The 24,639-nt window shown below is 64.1% G+C and carries 25 protein-coding genes; 16 read left to right on the top strand and 9 right to left on the bottom strand.

What is annotated here, in order from left to right:
• Positions 1-229 precede the first annotated feature (229 nt).
• Positions 230-1,909, top strand: a complete 1,680-nt coding sequence (locus tag FJW10_RS07605; RefSeq protein ID WP_140827808.1) for a formate--tetrahydrofolate ligase — start codon at positions 230-232, stop codon at positions 1,907-1,909.
• Positions 1,910-1,975: 66 nt separating this feature from the next.
• On the opposite strand, the gene FJW10_RS30355 is transcribed toward FJW10_RS07605, so the two are convergent.
• Both FJW10_RS30355 and FJW10_RS07610 read right to left on the bottom strand, forming a co-directional pair.
• Complete coding sequence (locus FJW10_RS30355; protein ID WP_181177446.1) at positions 1,976-2,146, bottom strand: hypothetical protein; 171 nt, start codon at positions 2,144-2,146, stop codon at positions 1,976-1,978.
• Positions 2,147-2,197: 51 nt separating this feature from the next.
• Complete coding sequence (locus tag FJW10_RS07610; protein WP_140899554.1) at positions 2,198-2,839, bottom strand: cysteine hydrolase family protein; 642 nt, start codon at positions 2,837-2,839, stop codon at positions 2,198-2,200.
• A gap of 124 nt (positions 2,840-2,963) precedes the next feature.
• Between FJW10_RS07610 and FJW10_RS07615 the strand changes: the two genes are divergently transcribed.
• On the top strand, positions 2,964-3,953 hold the full coding sequence (locus FJW10_RS07615) for a helix-turn-helix domain-containing protein (RefSeq protein ID WP_140899556.1): 990 nt from the start codon (positions 2,964-2,966) through the stop codon (positions 3,951-3,953).
• 56 nt (positions 3,954-4,009) lie between these two features.
• Here the strand turns inward: FJW10_RS07615 and FJW10_RS07620 are convergent, their stop codons facing one another.
• Positions 4,010-4,570 carry a cytochrome b/b6 domain-containing protein gene (locus tag FJW10_RS07620; RefSeq protein ID WP_140899558.1) on the bottom strand — a complete coding sequence of 187 codons (561 nt, stop codon included), beginning with the start codon at positions 4,568-4,570 and terminating at the stop codon, positions 4,010-4,012.
• A 5-nt stretch (positions 4,571-4,575) separates the two neighbouring features.
• Entirely contained in the window at positions 4,576-4,842 is a 267-nt protein-coding gene (locus FJW10_RS07625) for a PepSY domain-containing protein (protein ID WP_140827798.1), read from the bottom strand.
• Positions 4,843-5,030: 188 nt separating this feature from the next.
• Between FJW10_RS07625 and FJW10_RS07630 the strand changes: the two genes are divergently transcribed.
• Entirely contained in the window at positions 5,031-5,690 is a 660-nt protein-coding gene (locus FJW10_RS07630; RefSeq protein WP_140899560.1) for a response regulator transcription factor, read from the top strand.
• Positions 5,687-7,066 (top strand): ATP-binding protein, encoded by a 1,380-nt coding sequence (locus FJW10_RS07635; protein ID WP_140899561.1) that lies wholly within the window; start codon positions 5,687-5,689, stop codon positions 7,064-7,066. The genes FJW10_RS07630 and FJW10_RS07635 overlap by 4 nt, the downstream gene beginning before the upstream one ends.
• A 34-nt stretch (positions 7,067-7,100) precedes the next feature.
• Here FJW10_RS07635 and FJW10_RS07640 read toward each other — a convergent pair whose 3' ends face one another.
• Complete coding sequence (locus FJW10_RS07640) at positions 7,101-7,658, bottom strand: sugar O-acetyltransferase (protein WP_140899563.1); 558 nt, start codon at positions 7,656-7,658, stop codon at positions 7,101-7,103.
• 154 nt (positions 7,659-7,812) lie between these two features.
• Between FJW10_RS07640 and FJW10_RS07645 the strand changes: the two genes are divergently transcribed.
• From FJW10_RS07645 to FJW10_RS07670, 6 genes are all read left to right on the top strand, one after another.
• Positions 7,813-8,274 carry a DUF4126 domain-containing protein gene (locus tag FJW10_RS07645; protein ID WP_140899565.1) on the top strand — a complete coding sequence of 154 codons (462 nt, stop codon included), beginning with the start codon at positions 7,813-7,815 and terminating at the stop codon, positions 8,272-8,274.
• Positions 8,271-9,647, top strand: coding sequence for an FAD-containing oxidoreductase (locus FJW10_RS07650; protein WP_140899566.1), 1,377 nt, complete (start codon positions 8,271-8,273; stop codon positions 9,645-9,647). Before FJW10_RS07645 ends, FJW10_RS07650 begins: the two co-directional genes overlap by 4 nt.
• 201 nt (positions 9,648-9,848) lie before the next feature.
• Positions 9,849-11,021: an MFS transporter gene (locus FJW10_RS07655; RefSeq protein ID WP_140827786.1), complete on the top strand. Its 1,173-nt coding sequence runs from the start codon at positions 9,849-9,851 to the stop codon at positions 11,019-11,021.
• A 135-nt stretch (positions 11,022-11,156) separates the two neighbouring features.
• Positions 11,157-12,212, top strand: coding sequence for a succinylglutamate desuccinylase/aspartoacylase family protein (locus tag FJW10_RS07660; protein WP_140899568.1), 1,056 nt, complete (start codon positions 11,157-11,159; stop codon positions 12,210-12,212).
• Between the two features lie 237 nt (positions 12,213-12,449).
• A complete protein-coding gene (locus tag FJW10_RS07665) occupies positions 12,450-14,639 on the top strand; it encodes an anthranilate synthase (protein ID WP_140899570.1) in 2,190 nt (729 codons plus the stop codon).
• A 5-nt stretch (positions 14,640-14,644) separates the two neighbouring features.
• Positions 14,645-15,592 carry a cation diffusion facilitator family transporter gene (locus tag FJW10_RS07670; RefSeq protein ID WP_140827780.1) on the top strand — a complete coding sequence of 316 codons (948 nt, stop codon included), beginning with the start codon at positions 14,645-14,647 and terminating at the stop codon, positions 15,590-15,592.
• Positions 15,593-15,743: 151 nt separating this feature from the next.
• Here FJW10_RS07670 and FJW10_RS07675 read toward each other — a convergent pair whose 3' ends face one another.
• Entirely contained in the window at positions 15,744-16,844 is a 1,101-nt protein-coding gene (locus FJW10_RS07675) for a hypothetical protein (protein ID WP_140899572.1), read from the bottom strand.
• Between the two features lie 99 nt (positions 16,845-16,943).
• Here FJW10_RS07675 and FJW10_RS07680 point away from each other — a divergent pair, with 99 nt between their 5' ends.
• From FJW10_RS07680 to FJW10_RS07705, 5 genes are all read left to right on the top strand, one after another.
• Positions 16,944-17,378, top strand: coding sequence for a DsrE family protein (locus FJW10_RS07680; RefSeq protein ID WP_140827776.1), 435 nt, complete (start codon positions 16,944-16,946; stop codon positions 17,376-17,378).
• Between the two features lie 68 nt (positions 17,379-17,446).
• Positions 17,447-18,220: an SDR family oxidoreductase gene (locus tag FJW10_RS07685; RefSeq protein WP_181177447.1), complete on the top strand. Its 774-nt coding sequence runs from the start codon at positions 17,447-17,449 to the stop codon at positions 18,218-18,220.
• 52 nt (positions 18,221-18,272) lie between these two features.
• Entirely contained in the window at positions 18,273-18,584 is a 312-nt protein-coding gene (locus FJW10_RS07690) for a putative quinol monooxygenase (protein ID WP_140645698.1), read from the top strand.
• A 35-nt stretch (positions 18,585-18,619) separates the two neighbouring features.
• Positions 18,620-18,865, top strand: coding sequence for a type II toxin-antitoxin system Phd/YefM family antitoxin (locus FJW10_RS07695; RefSeq protein WP_140899576.1), 246 nt, complete (start codon positions 18,620-18,622; stop codon positions 18,863-18,865).
• Between the two features lie 379 nt (positions 18,866-19,244).
• Positions 19,245-19,997 carry an SDR family NAD(P)-dependent oxidoreductase gene (locus tag FJW10_RS07705; RefSeq protein ID WP_140653388.1) on the top strand — a complete coding sequence of 251 codons (753 nt, stop codon included), beginning with the start codon at positions 19,245-19,247 and terminating at the stop codon, positions 19,995-19,997.
• Between the two features lie 15 nt (positions 19,998-20,012).
• Here the strand turns inward: FJW10_RS07705 and FJW10_RS07710 are convergent, their stop codons facing one another.
• From FJW10_RS07710 to FJW10_RS07720, 3 genes are read right to left on the bottom strand one after another with little or no spacing between them, the layout of a single operon-like run.
• The gene (locus tag FJW10_RS07710) at positions 20,013-20,327 is read right to left on the bottom strand and encodes a nuclear transport factor 2 family protein (RefSeq protein WP_140899578.1); all 315 of its coding nucleotides are present in this window, start codon (positions 20,325-20,327) and stop codon (positions 20,013-20,015) included.
• Positions 20,327-21,103: an alpha/beta hydrolase-fold protein gene (locus FJW10_RS07715; protein ID WP_140827768.1), complete on the bottom strand. Its 777-nt coding sequence runs from the start codon at positions 21,101-21,103 to the stop codon at positions 20,327-20,329. The genes FJW10_RS07710 and FJW10_RS07715 overlap by 1 nt, the downstream gene beginning before the upstream one ends.
• Before the next feature lie 4 nt (positions 21,104-21,107).
• Positions 21,108-22,274, bottom strand: a complete 1,167-nt coding sequence (locus FJW10_RS07720; RefSeq protein WP_140827766.1) for an ATP-grasp domain-containing protein — start codon at positions 22,272-22,274, stop codon at positions 21,108-21,110.
• A 430-nt stretch (positions 22,275-22,704) separates the two neighbouring features.
• Between FJW10_RS07720 and leuA the strand changes: the two genes are divergently transcribed.
• On the top strand, positions 22,705-24,444 hold the full coding sequence (gene leuA / locus FJW10_RS07725; RefSeq protein WP_140899580.1) for a 2-isopropylmalate synthase: 1,740 nt from the start codon (positions 22,705-22,707) through the stop codon (positions 24,442-24,444).
• Positions 24,445-24,639 lie beyond the last annotated feature (195 nt).

Genomic DNA, 24,639 nt, shown 5'->3' on the forward strand with positions numbered 1-24,639 from the left:
CGGCCTTCGCTCTGGCTTCTATACGCCGCAAACGACCGGGGTCGAAGGACCCGGACAGGGTCGCACCGGGAACAGCAATATTCTTTCTTTGCAGGAAACTTAGTTGCATGAAAGTTGACGCCGCGGCAGCGACAGGGTTAGAAAACACCCCTGCGCCCGTGCGGCGTCTCGAACATGCAAAGATGATCAAAACCGTCCCTTCCACCGCCCAATCCAGAGGAAAGCCGTCATGGCCGAAGTGAAGTCCGACATCGAGATCGCGCGCGCCGCCAAGAAGAAACCGATCCAGGAGATCGGCGCTAAGATCGGCATTCCGAACGAGCATCTGCTGCCCTATGGCCACGACAAGGCCAAGGTCTCGGCCGAGTTCATCAAGTCGGTGAGGGGCAACAAGGACGGCAAGCTGATCCTGGTCACCGCCATCAACCCGACGCCGGCCGGCGAAGGCAAGACCACCACCACCGTCGGTCTCGGCGATGGCCTGAACCGCATCGGCAAGAAGGCGATCATCTGCATCCGCGAAGCCTCGCTCGGCCCGAATTTCGGCGTCAAGGGCGGCGCTGCCGGCGGCGGCATGGCGCAGGTCGTGCCGATGGAGGACATGAACCTCCATTTCACCGGCGACTTCCACGCCATCACCACCGCGCACAATCTGCTCTCGGCGCTGATCGACAACCACATCTACTGGGGCAACGAGCTCGGCATCGACACCCGTCGCGTCGTCTGGCGCCGCGTCATGGACATGAACGACCGGGCGCTGCGCGAGATCATCTGCTCGCTCGGCGGCGTCGCCAACGGTTTTCCACGCGAGGCCGGCTTCGACATCACCGTCGCCTCTGAGGTGATGGCGATCCTGTGCCTGGCCACCGACCTCAAGGACCTGGAAAAGCGCCTCGGCGACATCATCGTCGCCTACCGTCGCGACAAGACGCCGGTCTATGCCCGCGACCTCAAGGCCGACGGCGCCATGGCGGTGCTGTTGAAGGACGCCATGCAGCCCAACCTCGTGCAGACGCTGGAGAACAACCCCGCCTTCGTGCATGGCGGCCCGTTCGCCAACATCGCGCATGGCTGCAACTCCGTCGTCGCCACCACGACGGCGCTGAAGCTCGCCGACTACGTCGTGACCGAAGCCGGCTTCGGCGCGGACCTCGGCGCGGAAAAGTTCTTCGACATCAAGTGCCGCAAGGCGGGGCTGAAGCCGTCCGCGGCGGTCATCGTCGCGACGGTGCGCGCCATGAAGATGAATGGTGGCGTCAAGAAGGAAGACCTCGGCAAGGAAAACATCGAGGCGGTCAAGAAGGGTTGCGCCAATCTCGGCCGCCACATCGAGAACATCCGCCAGTTCGGCGTGCCCGCGGTTGTCGCCATCAACCACTTCTATTCCGACACCGACGCCGAGATCCAGGCGATGAAGGACTATGTCGCCTCGATGGGCGAAGAGGCGATCCTGTGCAAGCATTGGGCCAACGGTTCGGCCGGCATCGAGGACCTTGCCAACAAGGTGGTGGCGCTCGCCGAATCCGGCGCCTCCCAGTTCGCGCCGCTCTATCCCGACGCCATGCCGCTGTTCGAGAAGATCAACACCATCGTCCAGCGCATCTATCGCGGCTCGGAGGCGATCGCCGACAAGTCGGTGCGCGATCAGCTCAAGGCGTGGGAAGAAGCCGGCTACGGCAATCTGCCGGTCTGCATGGCCAAGACCCAGTATTCGTTCTCGACCGACCCGAACCTGCGCGGCGCGCCGACCGGCCACACCGTGCCGGTGCGCGAGGTCAGGCTCTCGGCCGGCGCCGGCTTCGTCGTCATCATCTGCGGCGAGGTCATGACCATGCCCGGCCTGCCCAAGGCGCCGTCCTCGGAAAAGATCTTCTTGAACGAGGCCGGCCAGATCGAGGGTCTTTTCTAAACATCGTTCGAGTTGAACGACCAAGGGCGCCGCCTCACCGCGGCGCCCTTTTTTGCTTCGCATCTTTCACGCCACCGTGGGCGAGCCGAACTTCTTGATGCTGGCGACCGACATCGAGACGAACTGGTCGAGCATGGCGAAGAAGATATCGAGGCTGAAGCCGAACAGGAAAGCGAAGGTGAACAGGCTGAAGCCTATGCCGGTCACCTCGCCGCCGAGCTTGGTTCCGGGCGCCAAGAAAAAGGCGCCGCATCCTGGCGGCGCCTTGCCGTTCGAGAGCGGTTCAAGCTACGCGGCATTACGCTGCAAGGCACGCTGGTTCGATGCATAGATCGTGTCGCGCTCAGGCAGGGCGCCGGTCTTCAGGCAGTCGATCCACTCGGCGGTCTTCAGCACCGCGGCGAAGCGCGACTGCAAGACGACGCTCACCACCCGGTGGATGTCCTCGGCCGATGCATAGCCGGCGCTGTTGGCATAGGGCACCGAGCCGCTGGCATCGGAAAGGAACTCGACGGCAAAGCCCATGTGAACAGCGTGGATGATGGTCGACAGATCGCAATTGTGGGTCATGTAACCGACGACCGCGATCGTATCGATGGCGTCGGCGCGCAGCCAGGCTTCGAGATCCGTGCCGGTGAAGGCCGAAGGCAGCATCTTTTCGACATAGTGATCGCGACCGCGCCTGGCGATCTCGGGATGCAGCTCGCCGCCATGGCTGCCCTTGGCGAAGATCGGCGAGGTCTCGGGCGCCATCTGCCTGACGACGACGATCTTGATGCCGGCCGCCGCGGCGGCATCCATGGCGCGCGCAACATTGGCGACCGTCTCGGTGAATGGGGGATGCTGGATGGCGAGATTGCCGCCATTGTAGTCGTTCTGGACATCGACGACGACAAGCGCGCGGCGTGGCTGGGTGGCTTGTGCTGACATGGCGGTTCCTTTCGATCGTGTTGATGGGCCAAAACTAGTCGGCTGGTTCGGCTTCAGAAAGTGACCCGATTGACATCATTCGAAAGAATTGGGACATTCGACTTTCAACGGAACGAGATTTGTCATGAGGAACCCGATCATCGCCGCCGTCGCCTTCGACGGCATCAGCCCGTTTCATCTCTCCGTGCCGTGCCTGGTGTTCGGCGCGGACCGCACCGAGCTTGGGCTGCCGCGCTTCGACTTCCGCGTCTGCGCGATGGAGGAGGGGCCCATTCATACCGATGCCGGGCTGAGCATCCTGGTGCCGCATGGACTTTCCGCGCTCGACGAGGCTGACATCGTCATCATACCGAGTTGGAGGGATCTCGAGGCTCCGCTGGCCGCGCCGTTCAAGGATGCGCTGCGACGCGCGCATCGGCGCGGCGCGCTGATCGTGGGCTTGTGCCTCGGCACCTTCGCCATTGCCGGCGCCGGATTGCTTGCCGGGCGCAAGGCAACCACCCACTGGGCCTATACGGACCAGTTGCAGGCGCTTCATCCTGAGATCGCGATCGACGCCGACGTGCTCTATGTCGACGACGGCGACATCATAACCTCGGCTGGCGTCGCCGCCGGGCTCGACTGCTGTCTGCACATCGTGCGCGCCCGCTATGGCGCGGAGGCCGCCCTTCGGCTTGCCCGCCATGTCGTGCTCTCACCGCACCGGCAAGGCGGGCAGGCACAGTTCATCGAGCGCCCGCTTGCGCCGACGCCGAACGCGGACCGGTTCACGCGTGCTCTCGACCAGGTGCGGGCAACGCTCAGCGAAACGCACAGTCTCGACAGCGTCGCCGATAGGGCCGGCCTCACGCGCCGTACCTTCACGCGCCGCTTCCAGAAGTCGGTCGGTACCAGTTTCGGCGACTGGCTCGCCGACCAGCGCGTGGCACTGGCGCAAAGGGTGCTGGAGCAGACGGACAAGTCCATGGACATGGTGGCCTTCGAAGCCGGCTTCGGCAGCGCCACGTCGCTGCGCCAGCATTTCGCCGCGCGGCTCGGAACCTCGCCGATGCGGTACAGGCGCGAGTTTTCGGGGCGGGTCGATCAGGACGAGCACATGAAGCACGCGTCTTGAGGACGCAAAGGGCGCCACATCCACGCGGCGCCCTTTGCATTCTCCAGCCTCATTCGTCAGGCAACGTCTTCCGGCGACGGCGCGCGCTTCCGGCCGGTGACCATCGCCCGAACCAGGTTCTCGCCATGGCGCAGGCTTGCCAGAACCACGCCGCCGACATGAAGGCCGATCAGCACCAGGATACCATTGCCCAAAGCCTTGTGCATGTCCTCAACCCAGGCCACGCCCCACCAGGCGTCGGTGGTCTGCATCCATCCGGTCAGCGCAATTCCCGCGATGCAAATCACAAGCGCCAGCACCATGGCGCCGCCAGCAGGATTGTGGCCGAGATACCGCCTCTCACGGCCATGCGCCACGTCGGCGAGATACGATCGCACCATGCGCGGCCCGCGCACGAATTGATCGAAGCGCGTATATCCCGACCCGGCCAATCCTGCGACCAGCCGCGAGGCGATCAGAACCCCGGCGCAATAGCCGGCCAGTTCGTGCACCTTCATGATTTCCCCGGAAGAAAGCCACGCCACGGCAACGCACAGAACCAGCGACCCGTGGAAGAGGCGAACATAGGAGCTCCAGACCCTGACCGAGGTTTCCTGTGTCGAAAGAGTGGCGTTCATGGCGATCAACCGTCGTCGGAATCGGCGCCGACCGACTCCAGCGTCTTGGGATTGAACACGCCTTCCAGCCTCTTGCCGCTGGCGTCGACCGCCTTGGCTTCGTAGCAGCCGTTTTCGGTCTTGATGCTGCGGACCTTCCAGCCTTCTCCTTCCAGCTTCTTCTGCAATGCCTCGCGCGGCTGCCACTGGTCGGTCGGCACGTTGCATCGGTCTGCTGCGAAGGCTGGCCCAGCCAGGCCCAGCGCCAGCGCGGTCAGGACGATTGTCCTCATATCGGTTTTCTCCATCGGTTGATTCCGATGCCGAAAACCTGCGACCGAAAGCTGACAGCAGCCTGAATGCCGGCCTGTTCGTGCAAATGCCGCACTTGGAGAGCAGACGCGCCGATTGATGGGACTGGCGTTCAGGTTACTGTCAGTATCGTTCTGCATAGGACGGATGGTTAGGCTGCGGAGGCGGCGTGCGTGTTCTGTTGATCGAGGATGATCGCGTGCTGGGTGAAGCCGTGCGCGACCACGTGGCCGCCGATGGCCATGCCGTCGATTGGAGCGGCACACTTGAGGAAGCCCGTGAGCATTTGCGTGTCGTGACGTATCAGCTGATGCTGCTCGATCTGCATTTGCCGGACGGCAAGGGCCTGGAATTCCTCAAGGTTCTCCGCCGCGACGGCCACCGCACTCCGGTCATAATCCTCACCGCTCGCGATCAGCTCTCGGACAGGATAGACGGGTTGAATTCCGGTGCGGACGATTATCTGGTCAAGCCATTCGATCTGGGCGAACTGTCCGCCCGCCTGGCGGCGGTGGCGCGCCGCTATGTCGGGAACCCCAACCCGCTCATCCGGATCGGGCCGGTCGAGGTCGACACTGCCCATCGCCGCGTTCTGGTCGGCGGCAAGGAGATCCAGTTGACCGCCCGCGAATGGACCGTGCTGGAACAATTTCTCGGCCGGCCAGGCGTCACGGTCAGCAAGGGTCAGGTAGAGGACGCGCTTTACGCTTTTGGCGCCGAGGTGGAGAGCAATACCGTCGAGGTCTATGTGAGCCGCCTGCGCAGAAAACTCGGCCGCGACGTGATCGCGACCGTGAGGGGACTGGGCTATCGCCTTGTGGCCCGATGAGCTGGCGCTTCAGCCTTGTCGGACGACTGGTCGCCTCGTTGATCATCGTAACTGTCATGTTTGGAGTTGTGGCTGCCGCCACCGGAACCTTCACGCTTCATCGCGAAATCAACGAGGCCATGGATAATTCGATGCAGGAGGCGGCCCGCAGGTTGCTGCCGCTCGTCATTGACGACCTCTTTGGGCGCGAAACGCTTCAGCCTCCGCGCGAACTGTCCGAGGCTGTCTCGCAAGAAGATGGCCAACGGCTGATCTACCAGGTGCGGGACAGCCAGGGTCGTCTAATGCTCCATTCCCACGGCGCGCCAGCCACTCCGCTGACGACCGGGCTCACGCGAGGCTTCTCGCAAGAGGCGGGATGGCGCGTCTACACCGAGCCGGCGGTAAGTGGCACCTTGTTCGTCCAGGTCGCCGAGAGCGACGAACGCCGCAACGAAGAGACGTTGGAAGCCGCCGCCGGCTTCCTCGTGCCGATGATTGCCCTGACACCGCTCAGCGCGATACTTGCCTGGCTGACCCTGACACGGTTCATGCGCCCGATCGGCACGCTGCGTGCCGACATCAGCGCCCGCGATGGCGACAATCTCGCCGCGATCGACACCGAGCATCTCCCCGTCGAGCTTGCGGCAATCGCCAAGTCGGTCAACAGGCTGATGCGGCGGCTCCACATGGCAATGGAAGCCGAAAAGGAATTCACCGCCAACGCCGCCCACGAACTGCGCACTCCGATCGCCGGAGCACTGGCCCAGGCCGAACGCATGATCGCCGAGGCCACCGACGATGCGGGTATGAAGCGCCCGCGACAGATCAAGGCGGCGCTTGTCAGCCTGTCCAACCTTTCGGAGAAACTCATGCAACTGGCGCGCGCCGACGCCGGAATTGCCGCCGGAAAATCGGCTGATCTGGGCGCAGTGGTTGCGCTTGTGGTCGCGGATTTCGAGCAGCATGCCGAGAACAAATCCCGGTTGAGCCTCGAAAGGCCGTCAAAAGGCACGGTGGAGGTGGCCATCGATCCCGACGCGCTGGCGATCGTGACGCGCAACCTGATCGAAAACGCCCTTCGACACGGCGCCCAGGGTCGAACGGTGGTGATACGGGTCGACGACAGCGCGGGGTTGAGCGTGATCAACGAAGGTCCCGTCGTGCCGGCGCCCGACAGGTTGCTGAGACGCTTCGAACGCGGAACGACGCCTTCTGGCGGCTCGGGTCTCGGCCTGGCGATCGTCAGCAAGATCCTACAGCAGACTGGCGCGACACTGAGCCTGAATTCGCCGGCATCGGGCCGCGAAGACGGTTTCGAGGCGACGATCCGGTTTGCTTGCGCCACAGCAATTCCAGCAACCCTGCGCGACGGTCTTCCGTCAGGAAGCGCATAGAACGGCATACCGGAACGCTCGAACCACAGTGCGCTCAGCGAGGCGCAACGCCTCGCGCCGGGTTGCCGACGACGGTGGTGTTCGCCGCCACGTCGCGCGTCACCACCGCGCCCGCGCCGACGATCGCGCCCTCGCCTATGCTGACCCCGGCAAGGATCACCGCGCTGCCGCCGATCCAGGCATTGTCGCCGATCGTCACGGGCTTGGCGATCTCCAGCCCGGCCAGCCGGCCGGAGGCCTCGCGATGATGCTCGGCGCAGTAGATCTGCACATTGGGTCCAAGCAGCGTTCCCCTGCCGATGCGCACCGGCGCGGTGTCGAGGATGATGCAGCCGGCATTCAGGAAGACGCCATCGCCAAGGAACAGGTTGAAGCCATAGGCGCAATGGAACGGCGCCTCGATGCGGGCGCCCTCTCCCGCGCCGCCGAGCAGCGCCAGCAAGGCCGGAGCGATATTGCCGCGCCGCCGGGGCGGCAGGCCGTTGTGCTCGAACACCGCATCGCGCGCGGCAACGCGTAATGCCTCCAGCTCATCGTCGATGCAGGTATACCATTCGCCCGCCGCCATCTTCATGCGTTCGCTTCTCGTCATGGTGGCACCTCCAGGTTTTCGTCTGCTGCCAAAGCATAATCGCCAAAGCATAATCGATTGTCTGACAAAAGCCCCGTAGCCAAACGCTTGGCTTATGCTAGCCTGCCGTTGCAAGACCATGCGACGGTCTCAATTTTTTTGGGGGGGGGCGATCATGCTTTACATTCTTGCACTGCTGATAGGCGTCATTGCCGGCCTGCGCGCCATGACCGCGCCCGCCGCCGTCGCCTGGGGTTCCTATCTCGGTTGGCTACCGATTGCAGGCACCTGGGCGAGCTTCATGGGTCACTGGATTGCCGTCGGCATCTTCACCATCCTGGCCATCGTTGAGCTGGTCACCGATCAGCTGCCGTCGACGCCGAGCCGGAAAGTGCCGCAGCAATTCGGCGCCCGCATCGTGACCGGCGCCTTCTGCGGCGCGGTGATCGGCGCGACCGCAGGCGCCACCATCGGCGGCCTGGTCGCAGGCGCGATCGGCGCGGTGATCGGCACGCTGGGCGGCGCCGAAGCACGCGGCCGGCTGGCGGCCGCATTCGGCAAGGATCCGCCCGCCGCCTTCATCGAGGACGCGGTGGCGATCATCGGCGGGCTGCTCATCGTGGCGGCGGTCGCATGAGCGCAAAGAGCTTCGACGCCATCGTCATCGGCGCCGGCCAGGCCGGCCCGCCGCTTGTCGGCCGGCTCGAGGCCGCCGGCATGAAGGTCGCGCTGGTCGAGCGCAAGTTCATCGGCGGCACCTGCGTCAACACCGGCTGCATGCCGACCAAGACGATGGTGGCGAGCGCCTATGCCGCGCATCTCGCCCGTCGCGCCGCCGACTACGGCGTCGCGCTCTCGGGCCCCGTCGGCGTGGACTACAAACGGATCAAGGCGCGCAAGGACAAGGTCACCAACGACGCCCGCGGCAATCTCGAAAAATGGATCGCCGGCATGAAGGGCTGCACGCTCTATCGCGGCCATGCGCGTTTCGAATCCGCCGACACTGTGCGCGTCGGCGACCAACTTCTCACCGCGCCAAAGATCTTCCTCAACACCGGCGGCCGCGCCTCGGTGCCCAACCTGCCTGGCGTCAACGACGTACCCTATCTCACCAATTCCTCGATGATGAATCTCGATGTGCTGCCCAGCCATCTGATCGTCGTCGGCGGCAGCTACATTTCGCTCGAATTCGCGCAGATGTTCCGTCGCTTCGGCTCCGAGGTCACGGTGATCGAGAAGGCGCCGCGGCTGACCGGCCGCGAGGACGAGGACACCTCCGCGGCCATCCTGTCCATCCTCGAAAACGAAGGCATTGCCGTTCATGTCGGCGCCGGCGATATCAGTTTCGCCAAACAAGGCAGCGAGATCGCCGTCACCTTCTCCGCCGACAAGCCGGCGGCGGTCGGCTCACACGTTCTGCTGGCGCTCGGGCGTGTTCCGAACACCAACGATCTCGGCCTCGACAAGGCCGGCGTCACGGTCGATCAGCGCGGCTTCGTCGTCGTTGACGACCAGTTGCGCACCAATGTCCCGGGCATCTGGGCAATGGGCGACTGCAACGGCAAGGGCGCCTTCACCCATACGTCCTACAACGACTTCGAGATCGTCGCAGCCAACCTGCTCGACAACGATCCGCGCAGGGTCAGCGACCGCATCGAAGCCTATGCGCTCTATATCGATCCGCCGCTTGGACGCTGCGGCATGACGGAAGCCGCCGTGAAGAAATCCGGCCGCCGCGCGCTGGTCGGACAGCGGCCGATGACCCGCGTCGGCCGCGCGGTCGAAAAGGGCGAGACGCAGGGCTTCATGAAGATCCTGGCCGATGCCGACACTGGCGAAATCCTCGGCTGCTCCGTGCTCGGACCGGGCGGCGACGAGGCGATCCACTGCGTGCTCGACCTCATGTATGCCAAGGCCCCGATCGCGACGCTGGCGCGCGCCATGCACATCCACCCCACCGTCTCGGAGCTGTTGCCCACCATTGCCCAGGAGCTGAAGCCGCTGGCTTAGAGCAGTCCAGGCAAAGCGCGAAGCGGTCGGGCTCGGCGACTTCATCGTAGCCTTCCGTCTGGAATTGCGGAGAAACAAAGGTCTCTGAGCCCAGCCGGGCGCTCTTCCGTTTCTGCATTGCTGCGTTGCAACAATGGCGCTTGTGCGCCGGGCATATCCAGCGCCAGTCTCGATTTTGAACCGATTCAGTCCGGACATCCCATGCCGCTGCCGATCCTAGCGCTCGCCATTGCATCCTTCTGCATCGGCACCACCGAATTCGTCATCATGGGCCTGCTGCCGGAAGTCGCGGCCGACCTCGGCGTCTCGATCCCGTCGGCTGGCCTTCTGGTAACCGGCTATGCGCTGGGCGTCGTCTTCGGCGCGCCGATCGTCGCCATGGCAACCGCCCGCCTGCCACGCAAACCGGTGCTTGTCGGCCTCGCCACCCTCTTCGTCATCGGTAATCTCTTCTGCGCCATCGCGCCGAACTACTGGCTGCTGATGGCGGCGCGCGTCTTCACCGCTTTCGGCCACGGCGCCTTCTTCGGCATCGGCTCCGTCGTTGCAGCGAGCCTCGTGCCGCGCAACAAGCGGGCGAGCGCCATCGCGCTTATGTTTGCCGGCCTGACGCTCTCCAACATCCTCGGCGTCCCCGCCGGCACGGCGCTCGGCGAGGCCTTCGGCTGGCGTGCCACTTTCCTCGCCGTCGTCGGCATCGGCCTCATCTCGGTCGCGGCCATTGCCTGGCTGGTGCCGTCGGATGTCGCCGAGCCGAGCGGCGGCGGCCTGGTCGGCGAGTTGCGCGTGCTCGGCAAGCTGCAGGTCTGGCTGGCGATGCTGATCGCCTCGCTCGCTTCCGCCAGCCTGTTCGCCGTCTTCACCTACATCAAGCCTTACCTCACCGATGTCTCCGGCCTGTCGACGGCGACCGTCACCTGGGTGCTGCTCTTGTTCGGCGCCGGCATGACCATCGGCAACATCATCGGCGGCAGGCTGGCGGACTGGAAGCTGATGCCGACGGTGATAGCCACGCTGCTCGCCATGGCCCTGCTCTTCGTCGTCTTCACCGAGCTCGGCGCCATCGCAAGCGTGGCTGTCGCCATCGTCTTCCTGTGGGGCATGCTGATCTTCATCGTCGTGCCGCCGCTGCAGATCCGCGTCGTCGAAGCGGCTGCCGAAGGACCGAACCTAGCCGCCACGCTCAACCAGGGCGCCTTCAATGTCGGCAATGCCGGCGGCGCCTGGATCGGCGGCCTCGCCATCTCCTGGGGCGTCTCCTACGCCAACCTGCCGCTGGTGGGCGCGGCGCTCGCGCTTCTGGCCGTCGCCGTGGCCGTGCTGTCGCAGGCGCTCGACCGCCGCGCGGTCCTGCAGCCACAACCAGCTGAATAAAGCTCGGCGTCTTCGCCGTAGCAGCTCGGCGTCTTCGCCGTAGCCAGCCTGCCCCGACAGCACGGCACGGCTGGACCACTCGACAGCCCGATCGCAAAAATGCATGGGTGAAACCTCTTCACGCGGAGGTATCCCATGCAGAAGACGATCGAGCGCATCGCCGGCGACAGCGATGGTGTCGTTTACGAATTTCCGGTCCTGCGCTTCGAGGGCAAGGACAAGGCGGCTCCTTCCGCTTATCTGCAGGCGGCGCTGCATGCCGGCGAGCTGCCGGGCGTCGTCGCCATCGACGCGCTGATGCCGATGCTGGCCAAGGCGGAGACCGAGGGCCGCATCAAGGGTCCGATCACCATCGTGCCCTGGGCCAATCCGATCGGCCGCGCGCAATATCATTTCGGCGAGCATCAGGGCCGCTTCAATCTCGGCACCCGGACCAACTTCAACCGCTCCTTTCCGTTGCTTGCCGCGCCCGACGCCAGGCTGTTGCCCGATGTCAGTCTCGGCGGCGCCGATCGCCGGCTGAAGAACCGGCTCGTCCAGCTCTCGCTGGGCAACGACATCGTCCTTGACCTCCACTGCGACGACGAAGGCCTTGCCTATCTCTACATCCACACCAGCCTGTGGCCGCATATGGCCGACTGCGCGGCCGCCATGGGCGCCGAAGCCGTCCTGCTGTGGAGCGAAGACAATACCGGCACCTTCGAAGGCGCCTCGATCATGCCCTATCAGAACGTGCCAGCGAGCGTCGCGCGCTTCGACCGCCGCGCCGTCACCACGGTCGAATATCGCGGCATACTCGACGTCGATGGCGCCCTGGCCGCGACCGATGCCGCAGGACTCTACCGACTGCTGGTGACGCGGGGCGTCGTTCGGGACCCGTCCGTACCAAAATTCGAGAAATTTTCCGGCCCTGTCGTGCCGCTGGAAAACATCGACATGATGCCGTCGCCCAGGGCCGGCGCGATCCTCTACGACGTCACGCCCGGCGATCGCGTCAAGAGAGGCGACAGGCTGGCGACGATCGTGCATGCGCCCGGCGAGGCCGGCGGCCGCGCGGAAGTGTTTGCGCCGCAATCAGGCTTCATCCTGACCCGCCGCGCGCGCCGCATTATCCGCGCCGGAGAGGATCTTCTGAAGCTCGCCGGCGACGCCAGGAGCAGCGACGCGCGCTCCGGCACGCTGGAAGACTGAAGCGTGCGGCCTTCAGCATGGGCGTGAAATCCAGTTGCACCGACCGTCATTCGCCGCTATGGGAGTCGCCATGAACATGCGTTCGAACAAGACCGTTTGGTGGTGGGCTCGCTGACAGCGGCCTGTTCGTGCGTGTGCGCGTGAAAGTAGAGGGTGGCCGCAACGGAATGTCCGGGCGGCCATTTGTTTTTTAAGCCATTCCCGGGTCCGTTGCCCAAAACGCTGATGGAGACGGCAATGACGACTAAAGTTCTGGACAACGGGGCGGAGCGTTTCGTCACCGCGGGCGGCGTGACGATCACCCGCGAACGCCACGACAGGCCCTATGAGGGCGCGATCGATGCCTATGTCGACGGCCTGAATTCGCGCCGGGGCGCAGTGTTTTCCTCCAACTACGAATATCCGGGCCGCTACACGCGCTGGGATACGGCCATCATCGATCCGCCGCTGGTCATCTCCGCGCGGGGCCGCACGATGCGCATCGAAGCGCTGAACAAGCGCGGCGAAGCGCTGTTGCCCGCGATCGGCAAGGCGCTTGCTGGCTTGGGCGAAGTGACGATCTCCGAGACTTCGAAGACGCTCATTCGCCTCGATGTGGCGAAACCCGGCCGCGTCTTCACCGAGGAGGAGCGCAGCCGCGTTCCGTCGGTGTTTACGGTGCTTCGCGCCATCACCGCGCTGTTCAAGACCGCCGAAGACGCCAATCTCGGCCTCTACGGCGCCTTCGGCTACGACCTGGCCTTCCAGTTCGACCCGGTCGACTACAAGCTCGAGCGCAAGGAAAGCCAGCGCGATCTCGTGCTGTTCCTGCCCGACGAGATACTCGTCGTCGATCATTATTCGACCAAGGCCTGGACCGACCGCTACGACTATTCGGGCGAGGGTTTTTCGACCGTGGGGTTGCCCCGCGACGCCACCGCCGAGCCGTTCAAGACCGCCGACCGCATCCCGCCGCGCGGCGACCACGAGCCGGGCGAATACGCCAACCTTGTGCGGCGCGCCATGGAGAGCTTCAAGCGCGGCGACCTGTTCGAGGTCGTGCCTGGACAGATGTTCTACGAACGCTGCGAGACTCAGCCTTCAGACATCTCGCGCAAGCTGAAGTCGATCAACCCCTCGCCCTATTCCTTCTTCATCAATCTCGGCGAAAACGAATATCTGATCGGCGCCTCGCCGGAGATGTTCGTGCGCGTCAACGGCCGCCGCGTCGAGACCTGCCCGATCTCGGGCACGATCAAGCGCGGCGACGACGCCATTTCCGACAGCGAGCAGATCCTGAAACTGCTCAACTCGAAGAAGGATGAGTCCGAGCTCACCATGTGCTCGGACGTCGACCGCAACGACAAGTCGCGTGTCTGCGAGCCGGGCTCGGTGCGCGTCATCGGCCGCCGCCAGATCGAGATGTATTCGCGCCTGATCCACACCGTCGACCACATCGAGGGGCGGCTGCGCGAAGGCATGGACGCCTTCGACGCGTTTCTCTCTCACGCCTGGGCCGTCACCGTCACCGGCGCGCCGAAGCTGTGGGCCATGCGCTTCATCGAGCAGAACGAGAAGAGCCCGCGCGCCTGGTATGGCGGCGCCATCGGCATGGTCAATTTCAACGGCGACATGAACACCGGACTGACCTTGCGCACCATCCGCATCAAGGACGGCATCGCCGAGGTGCGCGCCGGCGCCACGCTGCTTTTCGACAGCGTGCCCGAGGAAGAAGAAGCCGAAACCGAACTGAAGGCATCCGCCATGCTCTCCGCCATCCGCGACGCCAAGACCGGCAACGCCACCGGAACCGAGCGCACCACCGCGCGCGTCGGCGACGGTGTCAACATCCTGCTGGTCGACCATGAGGACAGTTTCGTCCACACCTTGGCCAACTACTTTCGGCAGACCGGCGCCAATGTTTCCACGGTGCGCTCGCCGGTGCCGGAAGAGGTCTTCGAGCGGCTCAAGCCGGATCTCGTCGTGCTGTCGCCCGGACCGGGCACGCCGAAGGATTTCGACTGCGCCGCCACCATCAAGAAGGCGCGCGCCCGGGACCTGCCGATCTTTGGCGTCTGTCTCGGCCTGCAGGCACTGGCCGAGGCCTATGGCGGCGAGTTGAGGCAGTTGCACATCCCCATGCATGGCAAGCCGTCGCGCATCCGCGTCTCGAAGCCCGGTATCATCTTCTCCGGACTGCCCAAGGAAGTGACCGTCGGCCGCTACCACTCGATCTTCGCCGACCCCGTGCGCCTGCCCGACGGTTTCGTGGTCACCGCCGAGACCGAGGACGGCGTCATCATGGCCTTCGAGCACCGCAAGGAGCCGATCGCGGCGGTGCAGTTCCATCCGGAATCGATCATGACGCTCGGTCACAATGCCGGCATGCGCATCATCGAGAACATCGTCGCGCATCTGCCGCGCAAGGCCAAGGAAAAGGCCGCTTAGAAAAGATGGCGCAAACGCTGGACACGACAGCGGCCGCAGCGAAAGCCGCGACCCGGGAGAAGGTCGCCAGGCTTGCCTTCTGGTCGATCGTCGTCGCCTGTGTCGTGCTCGTCTTGAAGCTTGCCGCCTGGTACATCACCGGCTCCGTCGCGCTCTATTCCGACGCGTTGGAATCGATCGTCAACGTGATTGCCTCGGCCGCCGCCTTCTGGGCGATCCAGGTCAGCTACAAGCCCGCCGATCAGGACCATCCCTTCGGCCACCACAAGGCCGAGTATCTTTCAGCGGTGCTGGAAGGCGTGCTGATCGTCGTCGCGGCGCTGCTGATCCTCAACGAGGTCTGGCAGTCCTGGCAGCATCCGGCTCCGCTCGAACAACCCTGGGAAGGCCTTGCGGTCAACGGCGTCGCGACCGTCGTCAATGCGATCTGGGCCTGGGCGCTGATCCGCACCGGCCGGAACGCGAAGTCGCCCGCGCTTGTCGCCGACGGCCAGCACATCATGACCGATGTGGTGACATCCGTCGGCGTGTTCGGCGGTCTTGTCGGCGCCGTGCTCACCGGCTGGCAGATTCTCGATCCGGCGCTGGCCGTCATCGTCGCGCTCAACATCCTGTGGCAGGGCTGGCATGTCATCGGCTCGTCGATGAACGGGCTGATGGACCGCGCCGTCGACAACCACGAGCACATGCAGATCCGCGACATCATCTCGGCCAATTCGAAGGGCGCGCTCGAAGTGCACGACCTGAAGACGCGCATAGCCGGGCGCGCCACCTTCATCGAGTTCCACCTCGTCGTCGACGCCGACATGACGGTCGGCGCCAGCCATGTCATCTGCGACCGCATCGAGGATGCACTGAAAGCCGAAAACCCCTCGGTGCGCGTCACCATCCATGTCGAGCCGGACGACGAGGCCAAGCTGCCGAAAGGCACCACGGCGGTGCCTTTCGCTTAGCGCTAACCAAAGCCTGTCGAGATTCAGGTCAGGCCGAGTCGAGAACGATGGCTTCCGAGAACCGGCGCGGAGCGTACTTAAAAGTACGTGAGCACCGGAAGCGCAGGAAGCCACCGTTCGCAGGCCGGCCTCACCTGAATATCGGCAGGCCTTACGGCGCGCAGGCCGACTGTGGCAGTGGCTGCAGCCGATAGACCTTGTCGTCGGACCTGGTCTTGCCATTCGCCGCCTTCGAGCAGAGATCGAGGACCGCCACCGCATTGTTGGGGTTCGCGACCATCATCGTGCCGTTGGCGCCGCGCTTGAGGAAAATTTCCTTCTGCGAGATGTCGCAGGAAAAGTCGCTCATCTTCGAGCTGGCCGAACAGCGCCACTGGTCGGCCTCGCCCTGGCAGGAATAGGTCTGCGTAACCTTTTTCCCTTTCTGCCTCGTCGTCACCGAAACGGCGATGTCCGCCCCGTCTGGCCAGTTCGCCGCATCGCCGCCGGCGGCGAAGGAGGCAAGCTCGACGGGTCCGCGGAAGATGCGGATCGATTGCGTCAGCTGGTTGGGATGCGACTTCAGATGCGCATCGTCGTAGTCACGCCCGAAGCAGAAGGGCTGATCGGGCTTGAGCCGCACGCGCAGCGGATCGCCAAGCGCCGGGTCGATCGGATCGATGCGCGCGAACTCCGCCTTGCAGCTGTCGGCCGGCATCGGATCCAGCTTGAAATTATCGTCCTCGCTGCCCAGCGCCTGCTTGTTGTATTCCGCTTTGCCGAGCTGTTCTTCCGAATCCGGGTCGAGATAGACGTCTTGCGACAGGCCGGATAGAAGCAGCTTTCCGTTGTCGTCGACTTTCAGCGAAGCCAGCGTGCGGTCGCAATCCATGCCGCAGCGGATGCCGCTCGCCTTGTCGCTTGGATCCTCCTTGTTGCACCAGCTGCTTGCCCATTCCGGCTTCTTGGCGCCGCGCACCGTGGTGGTGAGGAAGCCGTTATAGGAAGTATCCTGGTTGACGGCGGGTTCTTCGTTCGGCCGGCTCACCGGGTCATGGCCGTAGAGGAAGAAGATGCGCGCCACCTTCTGGTGCGGATGCGCCTTGAGATGGGCGGCGTCGTAGACGCGGCCGAAGCAGGCGTCGGCGCCGGTCGGGCTGAGCTCGGGAAGTTTGGGCGGCTGTTCGGCGCGCGCCGCGCCGGCTAAAGCGGCAAGGGCGGCGCAAAGCGCCACGCCCGCCATGGTCCTCGCCACCATGGTCCTCGATGACATGTGATCCTCCTCCCACCGACAGGGCCGGGATATGCTAGTCTAGGAGTGCCGCCTGGACCATGCAAAATCGCGCGAGCGGGCGGGCGAACGGAGGACACGATGCTGCGCCGTGACATTTTTCGTGCCGGTCTCGCAGGCGCCGCGGGCCTTTTCGGGCTGAGCCGTGCAAATGCGGCAACAGAAGAGGAAAGGCTGAAGGTGGCTTATCACCTCAGCGACGCCGACAAGGTCAACTTCGTCCTCGGCAACATCAAGAACCATTATGAAGGCACCGGCGGCAATGTCGATATCGTGCTTGTGGTGCACGGTCCGGCTCTGGCCGCCTTCAAGTCCAAGGGCGCTTCCGGCGCTGTTTCCAGCCGCTTCGCCGGCCTGGTCCAGCAGGGACTTGTCCCGCAAGCCTGCGGCAACACCTTGCACGGCATGGATATCACACTGACCGACCTGCTGGCGGGCTTCGAGCTTGCCGAGAAGGGCGGCGTCGTGAGGCTCGCCGAGTTGCAGCACCAGGGCTATGTCTATCTCAGGCCCTGAATGCGCGCGGACTTGAAGGCCAGGCCGACAATGGCCTACGAAGGATGGCAGCCCGGAGGCCAGCCGACATGACGACACTTGCCATCCCCGATCTTGCCGGAAAGGTGGTGCTGGTCACCGGCGCTTCGACCGGCATCGGCGCGGCCCTTGCCCGTGCTTACGCGGCGCAGAAATGCCGCGTGGCGCTGCATTACAACGCGAGCCGCGCACCCGCCGAAATCGTGGCCGGATCCATCCGCGACGATGGCGGCGAGGTGTTTCTGGTCCAGGGCGATTTTTCGATACCTGCCGACGTCGAGCGTGTCGTCGAGGAGAGCGCAAACCATTTCGGCCGGCTCGACGGCCTGGTCAACAATGCCGGCGGCATGCTCGGCCGCGTCGCTTATGCCGATCAGGACGAGGCGCAGTACGACGCGGTCATGGACCTCAATGCGCGCTCTGTCCTGACCGCCTCGCGCAAGGCGATACCGTGGCTGAAGCGCCAGGGCGGCTTCATCATCAACACCACTTCGATCGCCGCCCGCAACGGCGCCGGCGGCGGGGCCGGCCTCTATGGTTCGTCCAAAGCCTTCGTCTCCAACGTGACGCGCGGCATGGCCAAGGAGTTGATCGGCTTCGGCATCCGCGTCAACGCCGTGGCGCCGGGCACGATCCTGACGCCCTTCCACGAACGCTATTCGAACGCCGATCAGATCAAGGCGATGGTCGCCACCATACCGCAGGGCCGCGCCGGAACGCCTGAGGATTGCGTCGGCGCCTATCTGTTCCTGTCGTCCGACCTGTTGAGCGGCTACATCATCGGCCAGGTGATCGAGGTCAATGGTGGCCAGTTGATGCCGTGAGCGGTCGACTGCATACTCGATGCAACGCGCAACCTGGAGGGAGAGCAAAGGCATGTACGGACTGATCGGCAAGATGCGGGCGGCGCGCGGCCAGCGCGATGCGGTCATGGACGTGCTGCGCGAAAGCACCGGCGCTCTCCCCGGTTGCCTGAGCTACATCATCGCCATCGATCCGGTCGACGCCGACGCGATCTGGGTCACCGAAGTGTGGACCGACCAGGCGAGCCACAAGGCCTCGCTGCAATTGCCGGAAGTCCAGGCCGCGATCGCCAAGGCGCGTCCCTTCATCGCCGGCTTCGAATTCCAGGTCGAGACCAACCCGGTCGGCGGCTTTGGCCTTCCCGCACCGGAAAAGGCCGGCTGACTGGGGAACAGCTCTATCGTTTGTTGGAGCACCTAATGCGGACCGTGAGCATCCACCATGCAAAGACTAATTTATCACGTCTGGTAGACCAGGCCGCCGGAGGTGAGCCGTTTATCATCACCAAGGCAGGCAAGCCGTTGGTCAAGGTCGTGCCTATCGGTCAAACTACCGCTGCACAGATACGGCGTGTGGGCTTTATGGCTGGCCAGTTTTCCAGCCCCGAAAGCTTCGATCGCATGGGTGGCGAAGAGATCGAAGCGTTGTTTGGCATGGACAAGTGAGGGTGTTGCGGCCCTGCCAACAAGGTGCCACGGGGGGTTCGCATTCCCGGCTCCGGGTCTAAGACCAAAAGGTGGACTCCTCACCAGAGCGCCCTCGGACGCGGCGCTGCTGGAGCGCATGGCGCGGAATCTCCTTCGTCATGGCGCTGCAGTCGGCGCGCTTCCTGGTCGTGCTGCTCATTGGGCCAAGCGTAGCCAAGCTGGTGGCGCGAAACGTCAGGGGCTGATCCGGGCTATCCAATGCCAAGCAATTCCAGGAAAAGTACTCGGCGGGTTCCGTCCGGAATTGCGTAAAAACAGAAAATCGGAGCAGGTCGGCGATCCTGTCGGGATGCTGAATTGCTCTAAAGAAGCAGGGGAATTGCCGATGAACCGCCGTTTGAACGCCGTCGATCTTTCCGGCCGCATCGCCGTGGTGACGGGCGGCGCGCAAGGCATCGGCCTTGCGGTCGCGCGACGCCTGCTGTCGTCGGGCGCCGGTGTCGCCATCTGGGACGTCGACCAGGCCGCGATGGCCAAGGCCGCCGCCGAACTCGCTTCGCTCGGCCGCGTCGAGGCCATCCTTTGCGACCAGTCGCAGATCGAGGCCGTCGACCGCGCTGCCACCGAGACCGAGCGGACGCTCGGCCCTGTCGATCTCCTGGTCAACAATGCCGGCATTGCCGGGCCGGCGGCGACGGTGGTGGACTACGATCCCGCCGCATGGCGCCAGATCGTCGATATCGATCTCAACGGCGTCTTCTATTGCTGCAAGCGCCTGGTGCCCGGCATGATCGCGCGCAATTACGGCCGCATCGTCAACATCTCCTCGGTGGCCGGCAAGGAGGGCAATCCCAATGCCGCCGCTTATTCCGCTGCAAAAGCCGGCGTGCTGGCGCTGACCAAGTCGCTCGGCAAGGAGCTCGCCGGCCACGACATCGCCGTCAACGCGCTGACCCCCTCGCCCGCTCGCACCCGCATTCTGGAGCAACTCACCGAGGCCCAGGTCGCTTATATGCTCGGCAAAGTGCCGCGCGGCCGTTTCGTCGAGGTCGAAGAGGCGGCCGCCATGATCGTCTTCATGCTGTCGGACGAGAACTCCTTCACCACGGGCGCGACTTTCGACCTTTCCGGCGGACGCACGACCTACTGACCGCAAACTCCGGCCTCAGCTGATAACCAGGCTTGCGATCCGGTCGCCGTCGAGCGTGAAGGCCATGTCGCCTTCGCCGTTGAAGCCGTTGCCCGTCACAGCGACGCGGGCATGGTAGACGCCGTCGCGTTGCGCGACGCGCACGATGCGAAGGTTGGACTGGACGCCGATATTGTCCGACTGGTTCCACCGCGCGACCCCGTCGCGGCCGTGGAAATCGCGACCCCAGTCGCTGAGGAAAGCATCGTCGGTAAATACGGCCAGAAAGGCTTCGGTATCGCCGGCATTGGTGGCTTCGACAAAGCGGCGGATCGCGTCGGGCGTGGTCATCAGTCCAACCTGTGCATGAGGTCGTCATCCAGCCAGCGGCCGAAGAAATAGACAAGCTGCTTGTGCCACCACGGCCAGTCGTGGCTGACGTCCCCGCCCCAATAGTCGACCCAGGCCGGGATGGATTTGTCGCGCAGCACCTGTTCCAGCTCGCGCGTCTCGACCAGCATGCGCTCTTCCCAGGCGCCCTGCCCGCAGCAGAAGATGAGCCGCAGCGCCCTGAGCCGCCCGAGCAGCTTCTGGTCGACGATGCCGGGCAGATAGTCGAGCGGCGAGTTGAAATAGATGTTGCCTTCAAGCGTCCGGCCGAAGAAATCACGAGCCGAATAGACGCCGGACAGCGAGATCACGCCGCTCGCCAGCTCGGGGAAGCGGAACACGAAATTGGACGAGTGGTAGCCGCCCATCGAGCAGCCGCAAAACAGCGGCTTCAAGGCGCGGCCGCCATTGGACTTGGCGGCGACCGCTTGCAGCTCCGGCAGCGCCTCCTCACGCACATAGCGGAAATAGGCCTCGTGGCGGGCGATGCGATGCGCCGCGTCGGCATGCTTGTTGAAGAAGGATTCCGAATCGATGCCGTCGAGCGTGAAGAGCTGGATGCGGCCGGTGTCGATGAACTCGGCGAGCGCGCCGACGCCGCCGGAATCCTCGAACTGGTAAAAGCGCCCCTGCGAGGTCGGGAACACCACCACCGGGCGCCCGGCATGGCCATAGCGCTTGTATTCCATGTCGCGGCCGAGATTGCGGGCATGGCCCTTGTGATAGGAGACGTCCATCGGCTCAGGCCTTTTCCGCGTGGATATAGTCGACCGCCTGGCGTAGCGCCTTCGGATCCTTCGAACGCATCTGGTAGGCGTAATTGCCCATGGCGCGGCTGAAGACCTCTTCGATGGCCTGGTGGTGGACGATCTTGTCGCCGTGGGCGGCTAGCACGTCCGCATGGCTGTGCAAATAGTCGATATGGCGTTTGCGGCTGGCATAGGCGGTGAAATACTTTCCCTTGTAAGGGCCGCCCGCGGCATCCTTGACCACCATGTCGGCCCAGGCGGCATAGACGTCGATGTCGAACGTGTAGTTGATGGCGTCCGTCATCCAGGCGCCGGGCGGGCGCATGTTGACCTCGAGCGCGATGACGCGCTTGTCCCTGGTTTCGAACAGCTCGATGTGGAAGAAGCGCTCGCGCACGTCGAACGCCTTGAGGATCTTGCGGCCCGCCTCCTCGACCTCCGGGCTGATCTCGGGGAAGCAGGTGTAGCTCATGTGGCGGTCCTTGTTGACCGCATCCATGATGCTCTGGTCGTAGCGGTGACTGGCCGCCAGCACCACCTCGCCGTCGCGGTTGACCAGCCCGTCGAAGGTCACCACCAGCCCTTCGATGAACTGCTCCATGACGAAGGTGACGCCCTCCGGCTTGTCCCTGAAAAACTGGTCGAGCTCCTTGGCGTTGGAGATCTTGAAGGTGTTGGAAGCGCCGGAGCCCGAATCCGGCTTGACCACCACCGGGTAGCCGACACGGCGGATGAAGGTCATGGCACCGGCGCGGTCGGAGCATTTGCGCTGCGGAATGGTCTCGACGCCGCTCTTGCGGAAGAAGGCGCGCATGCGGCTCTTCCGCTTCAAATTCTTCACGAAATCGACCTTGGTGCCGAAGATGTTGAAGTCGGTTCGGATGTTGGCTTCGAGTTCGAGCCAATGTTCGTTGAGCGACTCGAAGCGATCGATGCGGCCCCATTTGTGGATGAAATGCCCCATCGCCCGCAACACGGCATCGTAATTTTCCATGTCGGCGATGCGGTAATATTCCGAAAGCGCCGTCTTCAGCTTGCCGTTCAAGGTCTCGTAAGGCGCATCGCCGATGCCGAGCACGGTGGCGCCGGCCTTTTTCAGCCGGTCGCAGAAATCCGTGCCGTTGGCCGGGAAATGCGGCGAGAAGAACACGAAATTCATGGGCGACCCGTCCCCGAAGCTTCGCTCGGTAGCGAAGCCTTCGAAGCCAAGTCTGGCGCATTTGCGAGGCGCGGGGAAGAGTACCCGCAACGGCGGCGATATCAGGCAAGGCGCATTCGTCCATGCGTCCCGCTTGCCTCCGCAGGGCCGCTCCTGTAAGAGAGCCGCCATGACCACGCGCGTCCGCTCCGTCGCTTTCTCTCGCATCGGCTTTGCCGACGAGACCGCGCGCGCGCTCGCTTCGACCCTGCTTCTTCTCGGCCTTATCGGCGATCGCCGGGTTCGCTGAAGGAGCGCCCGGCGGTCGGTACCCGCCGCCTCAGGCGCATGCTCCTTGGCAAAATCATAATCAAGCGAACGAAATTCTGGTAGAGGCGACGCTCGCCATCAATCCGCCCAAGGCGAACGCGAGCCGCCCGGAGAAGAGACGATGAACGCACGAGAAGAAGTCCGCGCCGGCGAGGCTGAAGCCGGGAAGCGCGCGGCCGGCCACATGCCGGATGCAGCACGTAAATACCAATCTTACCCGACGGTCGGCCTGACCGACCGTACCTGGCCGAACAAGGTAATCGACAAGGCGCCGATCTGGTGCTCGGTCGACCTGCGCGACGGCAACCAGGCGCTGATCGATCCGATGGGCCACGAACGCAAGGCGCGCATGTTCGCTTTGCTGCTCGACATGGGCTTCAAGGAAATCGAAATCGGCTTCCCCTCGGCCTCGCAGACCGACTTCGATTTCGCCCGCTGGTGCATCGAGGAAGGCGGCGTGCCGCGGGATGTGTCGCTCCAGGTGCTGGTGCAGTGCCGGCCCGAGCTGATCACACGGACCTTCGAGGCGCTTAAAGGGGCGCACCACCCGATCGTGCATTTCTACAATTCGACCAGCGAGTTGCAACGCCGCGTCGTCTTCGAAAAGGACGTCGCCGGCATCAAGCGCATCGCCACCGACGCCGCCAGGATGATCACCGACATGGCGGCCAAGGCCGGCGGCGGCTATCGCTTCGAATATTCGCCCGAAAGCTTCACCGGCACCGAGCTCGACGTCGCGCTGGAGATCTGCAACGCAGTCACCGAGATCGTGAAGCCGACGGCCGACAACAAGCTCATCATCAACCTGCCCTCGACGGTCGAGATGTCGACGCCCAACGTCTATGCCGACCGCATCGAGTGGATGTGCCGCAATCTCGACAACCGCGAGAACCTGATCATCTCGCTGCACCCGCATAACGACCGCGGCACCGGCGTCGCCACCACCGAACTCGGGCTGATGGCCGGCGCCGACCGCGTCGAGGGCACGCTGTTCGGCAATGGCGAACGCACCGGCAATGTCGACATCGTCACGCTGGCGCTCAACATGTTCACCCAGGGCGTCGACCCCGAGCTCGACTGCTCCGACATCAACCGGATGAAGGATGTCTACGAGTACTCGAACCAGCTGAAGATCGCGGAGCGCCACCCTTATGTCGGCGAACTGGTCTACACGGCTTTCTCCGGTTCGCACCAGGATGCCATCAACAAGGGCATGAAGGCGCTGAAGAAGGCCAACACGCCGATCTGGGAAGTGCCCTATCTGCCGATCGATCCGGCCGATGTCGGCCGTACTTACGAGGCGATCATCCGCATCAATTCGCAGTCGGGCAAAGGCGGCATCGCTTATGTGCTGCAGGCGGACTACGGCCTCAATTTGCCGCGCAATCTGCAGATCGAGTTCAGCCAGGCGATCCAGGCGATCACCGATGCGGAAGGCAAGGAGGTGCCGGCCAAGCGCATCCACGAACGCTTCCTCGAAACCTATGTCGATCAGCCCGGTGCGCGCCTGAAGTTCCTCGACCATCGCACCTATCCCGACACCGAGGTGAAGGGCCGGCGCATGGTCGAAGCGGATATCCTCGACAACGGCAAGGAAGTCACCATCACCGGCTCGGGCACCGGCCCGATCGACGGCTTTGTCGATGCGCTCTCGCGCCATGTCGGTGTCGACATGTCGGTGCTCGACTATTCCGAGCATTCCTTGCAGCGCGGCTCCAACGCCTCGGCCATCTCCTATGTCGAGATGGAATATCCGGGCGGCAAGCTGTTCGGCGCCGGCATCAACACCAATATCGTCGCCGCGTCGCTGGAGGCCGTTGTTTCGGCCGCCAACCGGATCATCGGCGGCTCGAGCAGATGATGCGAAACGATCAGGCTCGGCGGCAGGCTTGACCGGGTAGATCTGTCCCAAGCGTGGCGCATTCCAATTGCGCCACGCTTCAGACACAGACGCGAAAGCTGCCATTCGTTAACCTGCGGGGGAATTTCCGGTGGCTTACGCGAAAGCATAATAGAAGCATCCTTGTGTGCCGGCGCGAGCGCTATATTATCGCGC

The sequence above is a fragment of the Mesorhizobium sp. B4-1-1 genome (genome assembly GCF_006439375.1).
In the GTDB taxonomy this organism is placed as follows: Bacteria; Pseudomonadota; Alphaproteobacteria; order Rhizobiales; family Rhizobiaceae; genus Mesorhizobium.